The organism is Collinsella sp. CLA-ER-H9 (genome assembly GCF_040092295.1).
GTDB lineage: Bacteria > Actinomycetota > Coriobacteriia > Coriobacteriales > Coriobacteriaceae > Collinsella.
The window spans coordinates 82,559-95,829 of record NZ_JBBNLV010000001.1; the positions used below are offsets into that span (position 1 = coordinate 82,559).

The following is a 13,271-nucleotide window of genomic DNA, read 5'->3' on the forward strand; positions in this document are numbered from 1 at the left end:
TATCCACGCTCATTCTGCGGGTAGTCGATGTTTTGGCAATGTCAGCGAAAGCCCGCCAGAGCGAGCAAGGTGCCTTGAAACAAGGCGGCATTGACCTTCTGGTCATGCCGCCGAAGTTGAAAGGCAGATTGCCGCTCTGGCGGGCTTGCAGCGTCGGCCCGTTACGCGGTTTGGTAAAACCGCGTAACTTACATCACCATAACGTAGCGCGATCCCACGTAGTACTGCTTACCCATCAGGACCGGCTCATCGTTGGGACCAGTAAAGCCGGCACGCAGGTTGAGTAGTGGATCGTGCGGAGCAATGCCCAACTCGGCCGCCTGCTCGGCATTGGCGCGAACGGCCTCGACCGTACGGTAGCCAACCGAGACAATCGGGATTCCGCCAACACGCTCGACCTCGGCAAAAATCGACTTGTCCTCAAGATCGGCCGTCAACAGCTCACGGTAAGCATCAAACGGCACAAAGATGTTCTCCTCAAAGATGGGCTCGCCGTCGGCCGTACGCACGCGCTTGATATGCAGCAGCAGCGCATCCTTCTGCAGGCCAAAGAACTCCATCTCGTTTTGACGCGCCGGCACAATCTGGCGATCGATCACGTGCGCACCGGCTTTCATGCCGTTGCCGGCACACAGCGCGGTAAACGTCTGCAGCGTCGAGGCGTGAAACTGGCGATTGATGTGCGGCGTGGAGACAAAGGTGCCGCGGCCCTGCTGCTTAACCAGGTAGCCATCGGAGCACAGCTCCTCGACAGCGCGGCGCACCGTAATACGGCTCACCTCGTACTGCTCGGCTAGTTCAAGCTCGGACGGAATACGCTCCTTGGGTGCATAAACACCTTTCTCGATCGCATCCTTGATTTCGTCGTAAATCTGCTGGTAAAGCGGTGCATTTTTGGGCGCGGGCATATCTGACCATTCTTATCGAAATATTGAAATAACTAATACGTATATAACGTCTAGTTTCATGTTACCTCATATTGATAAAACGATACACCCTCCCTACCAAAAAGCGACAGCTTCATTTTGGTAGGTTTTATCTGGGCAAACGAAAGCCCCCCGAAAGCAGCGAGGCTTTCGGGAGGCTCAAGCGGACAGGATTGCGCCAGGCCGGCAAAATGCCAAAACCCTACTTGCCGTCGTCCTGCTGCAGGCTGTCCTGCTCGCTGAGGCGCGCCTGCCTGCTGGCCATGCGTGCGGGCTTGTCGGGATCGGGAACGGCCGTGGGCATGGGCTCGTCGACATGACCGCCCCACCAGCCGCCCACAAAGTTGAGCGTGTGGAACACATTGATCACGGCGCCGGGATCAATGTCGCACACCAGCTTGATAATGTCCTGGCTCTCGTAAGTCGAGACAACGGCGTGCAGCAGGTACATCTTTTCGCGGCTGTATCCGCCGATGACCTCGGCGCAGCTAATGCCATGCTGAAAATGGTCAACATAGGCGGTCATGACCTCGTCCGCCTTGCGCGTCGTGATCTGCAGCGTTACGCGGTCGTAGCGACGATAGAAGCTGTCGATGGTCTTGGTCGAAATAAACTGGAACACGATGGAGTACGCCGCCTTGTCCCAACCAAACATAAAGCCAAAGATCGCCAGGATAAAGCAGTTAAAACCAAAGATGACGCCCCAGATGGTCTTGCCCGTGTGGTTGGAAACCCACAGCGCGATAAAGTCGGTGCCGCCGGTGGATGCGCCGGACTTAAGCGCGATGGCAGCGCCCAGACCCGAGACCACGCCGCCAAAAATGATGAGCATAATCTTGTCGCCCAAAAACGGCGCGAAGTGAAAGACGTTGAGAAACAGCGATGAGAGCACGACCTGCATCATCGAGAAGATGACGAAGCGCTTGCTAATGCCACTCCAGCATAGGAGCGCCACGGGGATGTTGAGCGCAAGCATGCCGAGAGAGATGTCGATGTGAACGCCGTCCAGCGAGGTAACGCGATCGAGCAGGACCGCGACGCCGGTAAGACCGCTCGGAAGCAGGTCGGCGGGCTGAATGAACGCCTGGATCAGGAATGTCTGGAGGACGGCGGAAATTGTGACCGCCACGGCGGTAATAGCGCGGCGAACGATGGTGAGACGGCCGAGCATGAGCACGCGGTCCGCGAGCTGATCGATGGCGTTCGCCACGTAGGCTCCTTTCGAAGGCAGATGTGGTTGTGGGGCATGCCCGCGATTGTAGCATGGAGCGTGCGGGGGCGCTTCAATTCACCCTCCCTCGACAACCAAAGCGGGACCAGCAACCCCCACGACCAAAGGCCCAAATTACAAGTGAGTAGACTTTGCGCGGCCTGCAGAACACACCCAAAACCGCCGCCTCTGTGACCTGCGGTTTTACAAAGGAAAATATGCATTGTGCTCGGCCTGCGCCAAAAAGCCTACTCACTTAGCCCGAATCGAAGCCAAACAGATCAAAATCGAAACCAAATTGAGCCAGTCCACCGCAAAAAACGTTTGAACCCGTGCTTCTTGCGGTGAATCGACGCTACAGAGCAGTCAAAATGTCGGTCAGGTTGTCGATGATAGCGTCGGCGGCGGACTGGTCCAGGTTGACGCCTTCGTGCGGGCGCAGCGCCAGGACGCGGGCGCCGGAGCGCTTGCCGGCCTCGATACCCAAAGGCGAGTCCTCGATAACCAGGCACTCGGTAGGCTCCACCCCCAACGCCTCCATGGCACGCAGGTAGATCTCGGGATCGGGCTTAAACGCACTGCACTCGTGACCGCTGATGGTGTAGTCTAGCACGTCGGCGATGCCGGCAATCTCCACCAGCTCGTCGATGAGCTCGCGATAGGACGAGCTCGCGATAGCGCACTTCACGCCACGCTCGTGCAGCTCGCGCATCACCGGCTCCGTCTGCTCGTTGAGCAGCTCGGCATACGGAACGGGATGGTCCGGGCTATAGACCTGCTTGTACTCCACGCGCAAACGCTCGCGCAGCTCAATATCGTCGGGCACCAGCGCCTCCCAAATGGCGGGCTCGTTAGACCCCGAAAGATCGGGAATCTCGTCAAAGTGGAACCCCTTCTCTTCCATAAACGCCACGCGGCGACGGTTGTAGAACCACTCGGTATCGACCAGCACGCCGTCCATGTCAAACAGCACTGCCTTGATCATACGCATCTCCTCCCACCTGCCAAAAAGGGACAGGTTTATTTTGGTAGGTTTTATCTGGGGTTTTATGGAACGACGAACACGCCCTCCCCAGAGCAAAAAAGGGGACGGGGCACAAACCCCATCCCCTCTCAATCAACCCGTAAGGTCTACTTACTTGTGATTAGTAGGAAAGCTTCCACATGTAGCGACGCATGGTCAGCGGGTGCTGACGGGCCTCGGCGATCTGGTTGCCGTACTCACGCATAACGGCGAGGTGCAGCAGCGGGTTGAAGTAGGTGATGACGCTCGCGGGCACGGCGTCAGCCAGGCCGTAGTCCTTGGAGTCGATCAGAGCGACCTTGGCGCCCATGCGCTCAAGGAAGGTGAGGGCGCGGGCGTCCATCGGACGGGTGGCGCCATCGGACATGAAGAAGACGTAGGGCTTACCCTCGGTGGAAACCTCGAACGGGCCGTGGAAGTACTCGCCGGTGTTGTAGGCGGCGGCGTCGATCCACTGCATCTCGGTGAACAGGAAGGCGGCGTGAGAATAAGCCATCTTCTCGGAGGCACCGGAAGCCATGAAGTAAATCATCTTGTCGTCCTTGAAGTCCTCGGCGAACTTCTTGGCGAGCTTCTTGCAGTGCTGAGCGGCGTTCTCGCAGAGATCGAAGATGTTGGTGAGGCCGGTGATCATGTCCTCGTAGTGGTCATAGCCCTCGGTCTGCTGAAGGATCTCGAGAGCAAGAGCGATAGCATAGCCGGGCTTCTCGCACTTGGCAGCGTAGTTGGCGTGGAAGCCGTGAACGATGACGTGGTCGGCGTCAACGGTCAGAGCGGAGCCAGCCTTGTTGGTGAGGGAGACGACCGGGCAGTTGTGCTTCTTGGCGGTCTTGTTGGCCTCGACGGTCTCGGGCGTGGAGCCACCGAGGGAGCAGGTGATCACGAAGGTGTGCTCGTTGACCCAGGAGGGCGTGTCGTAGTTGAACTCGTTAGCGGTGAAGATCTGAACGTTCAGCTTGTCCGTGTTGTTGGCCAGGAAGTACTTGGCGGGGTACAGGTCGGACATGGAAGCGCCGCAGCCGACGAAGGCGACGCTGTGGATCTCGTGGTTGGACAGGACGTCAGCGACGATCTGCTTAGGGAGGTTAAGGTCGATCTCGTACATCTGACACATTCCTTTCGATTTTTGCGGCGCCACATTGCCGGGCGCTCGCAGGGTTACCGTGGTTTGGACCGAGTCGCCGGCCCGTTGAGGATGCGACAAAGGAACTGTCCCTTTGTCACATTATTGGGGATGGAAGCCTGCCTGGGGTATGGGATGCCAGGCAGGCCCCCGGGGGAAAGCGGTTAGGCGCTTAGTCGCGACTAGGCCAGGATGCCGGCCGCGGAGAGGGCGATGCCGCCCACGATGGCGATCACGAGAAGCCAACCGGTGTTGACGTTCTTCTTGATGAGCCAGTACATAAGGCCGGTGAGGCCGAGGGAGATCATCTGGGGCATCATGCCGTCCAGGATGTCCTGGATCACGACGGTACCCTCAGCGAACTGCAGCGGGGTAGTAGCGCCGATCAGCGTAGCGATCATGCCGCCCACGGACATAAGACCCACGATGCCGCAGACATACATGAGCTTCTCCATGAGGTCGCCGCCCTGAAGCTTGCTCAGGTACTCGTGGCCACCCTGATAGCCCATCTTGGCTGCGAACCAAGTGATCAGCACAGAGGGGACGATGGAGATGAGCATGGCCAGGATCGGGCCCATGATGGAGCCCTGCTGAGCCAGCTGAACGCCCAGGCCAAAGGCGATAACGCGGATGGTGCCCTGGAAGAAGGAGTCACCGATGCCGGAAAGCGGACCCATGAGGGAGGTCTTGACCGCGTTGATCGAATCGGGATCGAAGTTCTCGGGATCCTTGGCGTACTCCTCCTCCATGGAGGCAGCGAGGCCCAGGATGAAAGCGCTCGTCTGCGGGGTGCAGTTGTAGAACGCCATGTGACGGTGGTAAGCCTCTTTCTTAGCAGCGAGCTGCTTGGGGTCGGACTCATCCGGATAGAGGCGATCGAGCGTGGGAACCATGCCGTAGAGGAAGCCCATGTTCATCTGACGCTCGTAGTTCCAAGAGGCCTGGATGGCCCAGGAGCGCCAGAAGAACTGGCTGACCTTCTTGTTCAGGGACACGTCCTTGGTTGCGGTTGCCATAGTGTGTTCCTCCTTAGTCTTCGTCGTCTTCGAGCGGATCGTAGTCGGAATCGACACCGGCGGCTGCATGGGAACCGTTGAACTTGAAGCCCATGAAGACGACAGCCAGGCACACACCGATCAGAGCGACCGCGATGACGGACAGGTTGAGGTAAGCGGCGAGCAGGAAACCGATGAACAGGAACGGAGTCATACCCTTCTTGATCATCATGGTGAGCAGCAGGGCCAAGCCGTAGGCGGTCATGATCTTGGTCGAAACGTTAAGACCAGTGGACAGCCACTCGGGAACCATGTTGACGATGGCCTGAACCAGGTCGGTGCCAACAAAGACGGCGAGGAAGATCGGCAGGAAGTACATGACGGCGTACAGACCGGAGCCGGCGCAGATGTGCATACGGTAGGCGGTCTTGAACTTTCCGTTATCGATCGCGCTATCTGCCACATGGGTGAGGGCGGCGATGATGGAACGGAACACGATGCCGAGGAGCTGACCCAGGACGGCGACCGGGATGGCGATCGTCATGGCGGTCTCGGCGGAAGCATCGGTCAGGCACGCAAAGGCAGCGGCCACGATGCCGCCCAGGACCATATCGGGCGGAACGGCGGCGCCGACCTGCACCAGGCCCATGGACACGAGCTCGACGGCGGCACCGACGGCAAGGCCGGTGGGCACATCGCCCAGCAGCAGACCGACGAGCGTAGCGCCAACGAGGGGCTGCTCGAAGTTAAGACGACCGAGCAGGCGGGAGTCCCACATGCAGAACACGCCGACGAGGCCGACGAGCACCGCACTGATGAACGTATTCATACCCTTCTCCTTTCAGTCAGGCAAAAGCCTGGTTGATTACAGCTTGGCGTCGATGTCGACGCTCTGATACGTAGGGGTCTGCTGGACGTAGAGCTTAATGCCCATGTCGAGCAGCTGGTTGACGTCGGCCTTCTGGGTGGCGTCGAGGAAGACGGAGCTGTCCTTGCCGCCGACCTGATCGGCACCGTCGTGGTTGGCGGTGGCGCCCAGGTTGATGGCGTCGAGCTTGTAGCCCTGGCAGAACTGCAGCATCTCGGCAGTGTTGCCAAAGACGAACATGACGCGCTCGCCGAGGGTGTTGAGCTTGTCCATCTTGGCGAGGGCACGCTCGACGGTGAAGACGTTCAGGCGCACGCCCTGAGGCTTGGCCAGCTTAAGAGCGCCCTTCTTGATGTCATCGTTGGCGGCAGCGTTGTCGACGACGATGATGCGCTCGGCCTGAACCTTGGTGGTCCAGGTAAAGACGACCTGGCCGTGCAGCAGACGGTAGTCAAGACGTGCGAGGACGATCTTGGCGGGACCGGAGCTGTGACGGGACGCCTTGGCCTTCTTGGCGGGAGCCGCGGCAGCCTCGACCGGTGCGTTGGGGTTGGTCAGACCGGTGCGGGCCTCGTTGATGAGGGCTGCGAGCTCGGCGCCCTTGACGGGAACGGGGCTCATAGCGAGCGTGAGCGCCAGCGGGATGTTGAAACCGCTGACAACCGTGAACTTCGTGCCGTTCTTGGAAAGCTCGACCATGTTGTTGTTGACCGAGCTGCCGAGCATATCGGTCAGCACATAGACGGTGTCGTCCGCGTTGAACGTGGCGATCATGGCGTCCACCTTATTGGTGATGGGCTCCTTGTCGTCACGAGCAAGCGACACGACGTGGACGTTCGACACGTCGCCGAGAACCATCTCGAGCGTGTCTTTGGCGCCTGCGGCCAGGCCGCCATGAGATGCGAGAATGATCTGATTCATCTTGCCTCCTCCTTTTCGTTATGGTCATTATAACGTCTTATACGTTGCTTATATTGCTAATTAGTATAAAGACCGTTCGCGGGTGAAAATCGACCGTTGACGGGTTTAACGCGATCGAAACGTTGGTGCAGGGTAGGTCGGCGCTGCCTTGGCGACGCCCGATCAGACGCCTCGCCAATCCCCTATCGCACGAAGTACCAGGGGCTTTCCTGCACGGTGGGCTCCAGCGCGATGCCAGTGCGTTCCTTAAACAGATCCATGTCCTGCGATTTCTCCGTCCACCACGCGTTGGGCTTAAAGGTCATGCTCTCAACGACATGACCGACAAACACGCTGTTGCGCAGCTTGGAGAAGTCGGTATTCATGATCAGGATGGACGCGAGCACCAGCACAATGCCCAGAACCTTGATCGCGCCGGCGGGCTCGGCATAGACACCAATGCCCACCAGTACGGTGACGACCGTCTCGAAAGACATTACGACGGGAACTTTCGATGTCTCGAGCCCCATGGACAGACCCTGCATATATAAGATGTAAGCCACGGCTGTGGGGATGAGTCCAAAGCCAAGGAACAGCAGCAGCAGCTGTGGCGACATCGCCGCGGCGACATCCGGCCACGGAGCCGCGATAGCTGCCATAACCGCACCGCCAAAAACAAAGCCCCAAAACGTGACAGCCAGCGGGTGGACCGTCTTAGTTGCTATCCGGCTAAACACCGCGAGCGACGCACCGCAAAGGCCCGCAATCACGCCCGACGTGACGCCCCAAACCGAAAAATGAAAACCGGAAAGGTCGCCATTGGTCACTGCAAGCACGCAGCCAACGATGTTGAAGACAATGGCAACGAGCTTGTTGGGGGTCACGTCCTCGCGATAAAGCACGCGACCGAGCATGACGCCAAACACCGGCGAGGTGTAGAGCAGCACCGAGGCCGTGGACATGCCCACCTCGCCCATGCACTCGTAATAGCAGGTGTTGGCGGCGGCCAAACCGACGATACCGACAAGCGCGCAGGGAACAAGCTCTTTAGGGCTTGCCTTGAACAGGGCCAGCGGACCCTGAGCCACGGTAGACCCCTCACCCGGACGGCAGCCCATAAACATCAGGACCGGCGCCAAGATAAGCGCTCCGACCAACAAGCGAAAGGCAGCCATGCTCTGGGACGAGACGCCCATGGCCGAGATGCCGTTTACAAAGATTCCGATGCTGCCCCACATAAGCGCGGCGACCAGCACCAGCACATAGCCCAGATTGCTTTTCTTCAACGCAGCCTCCTCGGTATTGTTTCCAATATGTTTCACACTACGTTATAGTCGTTATATACATTTTTCAAGACACAAATCGGCGAACGAGGAAATGATTCCCAGGAGTGTCCCCAAGTGCCAGCACAAAAGAAACGTCCCCAAGTGCCAACCACGGCAACGCCGACGTTTTGGCAATGTCAGCGAGCGCCCGTCATTTGAGCCAAGGTGCCGTGAAATGAAAAGGCGCTGACCTTCTGGTCGCGCCTTTGAAATTGAACGGCAGATTGGCCAAATGCCGGGTGCGCAGCGTCGGCCGGTCCGCCGTTCGGTAGAACGGCGGAACCAATATCCCCTAGTAATCCAGCTTCCACATGTAGCGACGCGTCATGTAGTCCTTGTGGGTGACGGCAGAGAGCGCGCGCATGTACACGTTGTTAAGGATCGGCGCAAAGATCAGGTGGTTGAAGTACTCGCTCACGCTATCCTTGATGTCGTTGAGGCCGAGCTCCTTGGCGTCGAGCTGATAGACGCGCTCGCCACCGTACTGGTTGACGAAGCGGATGCCGCGCTCGTCGTTGCAGCGGCTGCGGCCGACGCTGATGAGCTGGAACAGCGAGGTGCGCTTGTCCAGAATCTCGAAGGGGCCGTGGAAGAAGTCGCAGGTGTTGATGGTGCAGGAGTCGATCTGCAGCATCTCCTGCACGTTGCAGATGCTAAAGACGTAGGCGGCACCAAAGAGCGGGCCCTGAGCCATGACGTTGATGCAGGGCTTGTCGGCGTTCTGCTCGGCCCACTTGGCAGCGAGCGGACGAGTGTACTCGACGGCCTTGCGATAGATAGGGTCGACCAAGTCGAACGCGGCCATAGCGGTCTCGTACTCGGCATAGCCCTCGGTCTGCTGCGTGAGCTCCATGGCGATCATGGTCACGACGGCGGAGTTGGTGCGGCCCATGCAGGACTCGTCGACGGCCAGGCTGTCGTACTGGATCTTGTAGTCGCAGACCTCGGTGAGGCCGGACTCGTCAACATAGATGGCGATGGTGCTGGCGCCGTGGTCCTTGGCGACCTGGGCGGCGACGATGGTCTCCTTGGTGCCGCGCATGGACACGACGACGGCCAGGGTGTTCTCGTTGACGTAGGCCGGGGTGGCGTGCACGAACTCGTTGCTGGTGTAGCTGGAGCTCGCGACCTGCGTGGCCTCGTGCTCCATAAAGTACTGGGCAGGATAGTTGCCGCCGTTGGATCCGCCAGCGCCAATCCACACGACGCGCTTGATGCCGCCCTTGTCTGCCTTGTCAGCCAAAACCTGGGAGACGACATCCTTAACCTGTTCCTGAGTAGTCATCGTGCATCAGCCTTTCTTCTCGTTTGATGCTCTCGATGGCATACAAGTTACATACATGTTTTGGTTATGTCGACTAGTTGTATGCTATATTTGTCTTAGAAATTTTGCTGATGCGGTTTTCGATAACTAGCTACCAGCGGTTTTGTTGTTGTATTGAATACATGCTTGATTAGATACGCATACAAGTTAGATACAGGTTGATCGCATGAACGCTTCGTCTAAAAAGAAACTGAGCCAATACGAGCGTTTGGCGGACATGCTGCGCGACCGCATCGCCGCCGGCACCTACGCGCGCGGAGACAAGCTGCCGTCCGAGATGGAACTCATGGACGAATCGGGCCTGTCGCGCAGCACCGTGCGCCACGCCCTTAAGGTGCTCGTTGATGAGGGCCTAATTCGTACCGAGCGCGGGCGCGGCGCCTTTGTGGCCGACACGCCCGCGCTCCACGAGAACAACCTAGTGTTTTCGAGCTATACCAAGCAGGTCGAAGGCCAGGGCATGAAGCCCACCACGCGCACCGTGGACTCGGGCTTTGCCAAGGCGGCCGGCAGCATAGCTAAGTTCTTTGACGCCGCCGTGGGCAGCAAGCTCGTCAAACTTGTCCGCCTGCGCTATCTGGACGACGCGCCGCTGTGCCTGGAGACCACCTACCTGCCGCCAAGCTTCGAGACGCTCATCGATCGCGATATCAACGGTTCACTCTACGCCACGCTACGACAGGAGTTCCATCGCGCGCCGGCACAGGGGCATAAGACCTTTGAGGTGTGCTATGCCTCGCAAAACGAGGCGTTTTTGCTCAACGTTGAGCGCGGGCAGGCGCTGATCCTGATCACCGACTACGTCTACGACACCGACGGCCGCCCGCTCCATGTCTCCAAGCGCATCCAACGCACCGACCGTGCCAAATACACCGAACCCATCGGCTAACCAACACCAAAACCACCACAAAGGGGACAGGCACCTTTGTGGTGGTTTTAGGCGAGGAGGTCGGGGAACCAGGTTGGCTTAGGTTGGTTAGGGACGCGCTCGGCCAGGACCAGCTCCATCCAGCACATGTCGTACCAGCGGCCGAACTTTTGGGCGCAGCGGTCGAAGGCGCCCACCAGGCGATATCCCATATGGGCATGGAAATCCTGGCTGTTGTGCGTCAGGTACTCGTCGTCCTTGTCGTGCGGCACGGCAATGAGCGCGCACATGTTGGTGATGCCCATCGCGATCAGACATTGCTTGAGCGCGTCGTGCAGCTTGCGGCCCAGCCCGCCGTGGCGCACATCGCGCGCCAGGTAGATCGATGTCTCGACCGACCAGTCGTACGCCTCGCGGCTGTTAAGCGAACTCACGTAGGCATAGCCTACCGGACGCCCGTCCAACTCCATCACCAAATATGGATAGCGCTTGAGCGTACGCTCGATGCGCCCAGCGAACTCCTCAACGCTCGGCACCTCGTATTCGCAGGTAATCGCCGTCTGGCGCACATACGGCTCATAGATGGCAAGCAACGCCGGCGCATCATCGGGCGTCGCCAGGCGAATCGTCGGCTCGGACATCTCGGTCATACAACCCTTCTCCCCAAAAGCAAAGGCCGCCCTGCGCCAAGCTCAGGCGCAGGGCGGCCCCTTGTCATTACATCAGGCTACAGGACAGCCGCCAACGCGTCGATATCCTCCTGCGTCGTGGCCCAGCTGGTGCAAAAGCGCACCACCGTGTGAGTATCGTCGTACTTTTCCCAGTACTCGATCGCCGCATGCTCGCGAATGCGGGCCATGTCCTCGTTGGGCAGAATCACAAACTGCTGGTTGGTCGGCGTCTCCAAGAAGAACTGGTAGCCGCGCTCGTGCAGCACGCGACGCAGCGCCTGAGCGGTCTCAATCGCCTGGCGACCAATCTCAAAATACAGGCCATCGGTAAAAAGGGCCTCGAACTGCACACCCGTCAGGCGGCCCTTGGCAAGCAGCGCGCCGTGCTGCTTAATACGCGGAATGGGATGCGCCGGGGTGTGCATGCCGCAAAACACCACAGCCTCGCCACACAGAGCGCCGCACTTGGTGCCGCCGATGTAGAACACGTCGCACAGCTGCGCCAGCTCGGGCAGGGTAATGTCGCACTCATCGGCCGCCAGCGCATAGGCCAGGCGGGCGCCATCCACAAACAGCGGAATCTCGCGCTTCTGGCACACCGCGTGAATCGCCGCGAGCTCGGCCTTGGAGTACAGCGTGCCGTACTCGGTCGATAGGCTCACGTACACAGCGCCCGGGAACACCGTGTGCTCGTAGCTCTCGTTTTCGTAGAACACCTGGATATAGTTCTCGAGGTCCTCGGCGCGCATCTTACCCTCATAGCCGGGGATGGTGAGCACCTTGTGACCGCCAAACTCGATGGCGCCCGCCTCGTGACAGGCGACGTGGCCAGTCTCGGCAGCAACGACGCCCTCGTAGGGCGCAAGCAGCATGTCGATCACCGTCGCGTTGGCCTGCGTGCCGCCCACCAGAAAAAACACGTCGGCATCGGGGGCCTGACAGGCCTCGCGGATAAGCTGCTTGGCACGCTCGGTGTGCGCATCGGTACCGTAGCCGGGCTGCGGCTCCATGTTGGTGTCGACGAGCGCCTGCAGCACTGCCGGATGTGCGCCGTGGGAATAGTCGTTGTTAAACGCGAGCATGGCAATCCTCTCTAGCCGGGCACGGGCCCGATGATTCAAACGGGGCTATTGTACGCCGTTGGGATAGGCAACGCGCGCGGCAAGGCACTCAAGCGCCAACACCAGGGCAAAGCCGCAGCTCACGTCGCTCAAAAAGTGAGCTCCGATCACGATACGGCCAAAGGCGACGAGCGCCGCGACCACAGCCGCCGCCCAAAAGATCACGCGGCGACGCGAAGGTTTTTCCTTAAAGGCTGCCGCGGGAAGCCCGGCGAGCATAAGGCCGATCGCCGCATGCGCGGTGTGCCCGCTCGCGAACGACTTGAACCCGTCCTTGATCACGCCGGCGGCGATATAGGTCCACTTGTCGGGATTGCCGATTACCCACCACGGCTGAAAATTGAGCCCCGGCGTGACCTCGATCACGCGCATGCGCGGGCGCGACCACAGCGGCTTGACGATCACGTTGAGGATAATGGCCTGAGCGACCCACACGACAAGTACCATCAACGCCCAGCGCGTGAGCTCGTCGGGCGCGGTGTCGCGCGTAAGGCGATAGGCAATAACGTTAACCGCAATGACCAGCACAAACGTCAGCACCAGCTGAAACGCGATGAGCTTGCCGCCGACGCGCAGCGATCCGATAATCTCGTAGCCGACCAGACCCACGTTGATCAAAACGCCCAGCGCAGCGAGCCATTTGCTCCCCCTGGAATCGGGGCGTGCCGAGCGCACGAGCATAACGCCCGCGATGCTCGCCGTCAGCTCGAACGGCAGCTCGCCGGCCGCCTCGACAAAGTGACCGTACATGCTGCCGATGTTGAACAGCGCGCTCGAAATCTGATAATCGAAGAAACTGCCCACGCCCAGACAAAGGCACAGGACAACCGCGATAATGGCGACATCTTTCTTATAGATGTATCCGAACATGCTTTCCTTTCGATGGAGCCAGATTGCCCAAACGGGGCGTTTGCAG

The 13,271-nt window shown here is 59.4% G+C and carries 13 protein-coding genes; 1 reads left to right on the plus strand and 12 read right to left on the minus strand.

What is annotated here, in order from left to right; translation table 11 throughout:
* Positions 1 to 188: 188 nt before the first annotated feature.
* The 9 genes from AAAX73_RS00380 to AAAX73_RS00420 all read right to left on the minus strand — a co-directional run bounded on the left by AAAX73_RS00380 (position 189) and on the right by AAAX73_RS00420 (position 9,656).
* A complete protein-coding gene (locus AAAX73_RS00380; protein ID WP_215674215.1) occupies positions 189 to 908 on the minus strand; it encodes a GntR family transcriptional regulator in 720 nt (239 codons plus the stop codon).
* 220 nt (positions 909 to 1,128) lie between these two features.
* Positions 1,129 to 2,136, minus strand: a complete 1,008-nt coding sequence (locus tag AAAX73_RS00385) for a YitT family protein (RefSeq protein ID WP_349124711.1) — start codon at positions 2,134 to 2,136, stop codon at positions 1,129 to 1,131.
* A 355-nt stretch (positions 2,137 to 2,491) separates the two neighbouring features.
* Positions 2,492 to 3,121, minus strand: coding sequence for an HAD family phosphatase (locus AAAX73_RS00390; protein ID WP_158567269.1), 630 nt, complete (start codon positions 3,119 to 3,121; stop codon positions 2,492 to 2,494).
* 160 nt (positions 3,122 to 3,281) lie between these two features.
* Positions 3,282 to 4,265, minus strand: a complete 984-nt coding sequence (locus tag AAAX73_RS00395) for an SIS domain-containing protein (RefSeq protein ID WP_226790479.1) — start codon at positions 4,263 to 4,265, stop codon at positions 3,282 to 3,284.
* Between the two features lie 200 nt (positions 4,266 to 4,465).
* Positions 4,466 to 5,299, minus strand: coding sequence for a PTS system mannose/fructose/sorbose family transporter subunit IID (locus tag AAAX73_RS00400; RefSeq protein ID WP_117848824.1), 834 nt, complete (start codon positions 5,297 to 5,299; stop codon positions 4,466 to 4,468).
* 13 nt (positions 5,300 to 5,312) lie between these two features.
* Positions 5,313 to 6,107 carry a PTS sugar transporter subunit IIC gene (locus tag AAAX73_RS00405; RefSeq protein ID WP_006235136.1) on the minus strand — a complete coding sequence of 265 codons (795 nt, stop codon included), beginning with the start codon at positions 6,105 to 6,107 and terminating at the stop codon, positions 5,313 to 5,315.
* A 36-nt stretch (positions 6,108 to 6,143) separates the two neighbouring features.
* Complete coding sequence (locus tag AAAX73_RS00410; protein ID WP_055252120.1) at positions 6,144 to 7,067, minus strand: PTS mannose/fructose/sorbose transporter subunit IIAB; 924 nt, start codon at positions 7,065 to 7,067, stop codon at positions 6,144 to 6,146.
* Between the two features lie 182 nt (positions 7,068 to 7,249).
* Entirely contained in the window at positions 7,250 to 8,332 is a 1,083-nt protein-coding gene (locus AAAX73_RS00415) for a DMT family transporter (protein WP_138341689.1), read from the minus strand.
* A 331-nt stretch (positions 8,333 to 8,663) separates the two neighbouring features.
* Positions 8,664 to 9,656 carry an SIS domain-containing protein gene (locus AAAX73_RS00420; protein ID WP_349124712.1) on the minus strand — a complete coding sequence of 331 codons (993 nt, stop codon included), beginning with the start codon at positions 9,654 to 9,656 and terminating at the stop codon, positions 8,664 to 8,666.
* 205 nt (positions 9,657 to 9,861) lie between these two features.
* Here AAAX73_RS00420 and AAAX73_RS00425 point away from each other — a divergent pair, with 205 nt between their 5' ends.
* Positions 9,862 to 10,584 (plus strand): GntR family transcriptional regulator, encoded by a 723-nt coding sequence (locus AAAX73_RS00425; RefSeq protein ID WP_349124713.1) that lies wholly within the window; start codon positions 9,862 to 9,864, stop codon positions 10,582 to 10,584.
* A gap of 47 nt (positions 10,585 to 10,631) precedes the next feature.
* Here the strand turns inward: AAAX73_RS00425 and AAAX73_RS00430 are convergent, their stop codons facing one another.
* The 3 genes from AAAX73_RS00430 to AAAX73_RS00440 form a co-directional block, all read right to left on the minus strand.
* Positions 10,632 to 11,213: a GNAT family N-acetyltransferase gene (locus AAAX73_RS00430; protein ID WP_118080704.1), complete on the minus strand. Its 582-nt coding sequence runs from the start codon at positions 11,211 to 11,213 to the stop codon at positions 10,632 to 10,634.
* Between the two features lie 77 nt (positions 11,214 to 11,290).
* A complete protein-coding gene (locus AAAX73_RS00435; RefSeq protein ID WP_349124714.1) occupies positions 11,291 to 12,316 on the minus strand; it encodes an aminotransferase class V-fold PLP-dependent enzyme in 1,026 nt (341 codons plus the stop codon).
* A 45-nt stretch (positions 12,317 to 12,361) separates the two neighbouring features.
* On the minus strand, positions 12,362 to 13,225 hold the full coding sequence (locus tag AAAX73_RS00440; protein WP_349124715.1) for a phosphatase PAP2 family protein: 864 nt from the start codon (positions 13,223 to 13,225) through the stop codon (positions 12,362 to 12,364).
* Between the last annotated feature and the right edge of the window lie 46 nt (positions 13,226 to 13,271).

Coding starts and splice junctions, on each gene's coding strand:
- AAAX73_RS00435 (WP_349124714.1), bottom strand. CDS start 12,316: ATGCTCGCGTTTAACAACGACTATTCCCACGGCGCACATCCGGCAGTG.
- AAAX73_RS00440 (WP_349124715.1), bottom strand. CDS start 13,225: ATGTTCGGATACATCTATAAGAAAGATGTCGCCATTATCGCGGTTGTC.
- AAAX73_RS00400 (WP_117848824.1), bottom strand. CDS start 5,299: ATGGCAACCGCAACCAAGGACGTGTCCCTGAACAAGAAGGTCAGCCAG.
- AAAX73_RS00425 (WP_349124713.1), top strand. CDS start 9,862: ATGAACGCTTCGTCTAAAAAGAAACTGAGCCAATACGAGCGTTTGGCG.
- AAAX73_RS00420 (WP_349124712.1), bottom strand. CDS start 9,656: ATGACTACTCAGGAACAGGTTAAGGATGTCGTCTCCCAGGTTTTGGCT.
- AAAX73_RS00380 (WP_215674215.1), bottom strand. CDS start 908: ATGCCCGCGCCCAAAAATGCACCGCTTTACCAGCAGATTTACGACGAA.
- AAAX73_RS00390 (WP_158567269.1), bottom strand. CDS start 3,121: ATGATCAAGGCAGTGCTGTTTGACATGGACGGCGTGCTGGTCGATACC.
- AAAX73_RS00395 (WP_226790479.1), bottom strand. CDS start 4,265: ATGTACGAGATCGACCTTAACCTCCCTAAGCAGATCGTCGCTGACGTC.
- AAAX73_RS00405 (WP_006235136.1), bottom strand. CDS start 6,107: ATGAATACGTTCATCAGTGCGGTGCTCGTCGGCCTCGTCGGCGTGTTC.
- AAAX73_RS00410 (WP_055252120.1), bottom strand. CDS start 7,067: ATGAATCAGATCATTCTCGCATCTCATGGCGGCCTGGCCGCAGGCGCC.
- AAAX73_RS00430 (WP_118080704.1), bottom strand. CDS start 11,213: ATGACCGAGATGTCCGAGCCGACGATTCGCCTGGCGACGCCCGATGAT.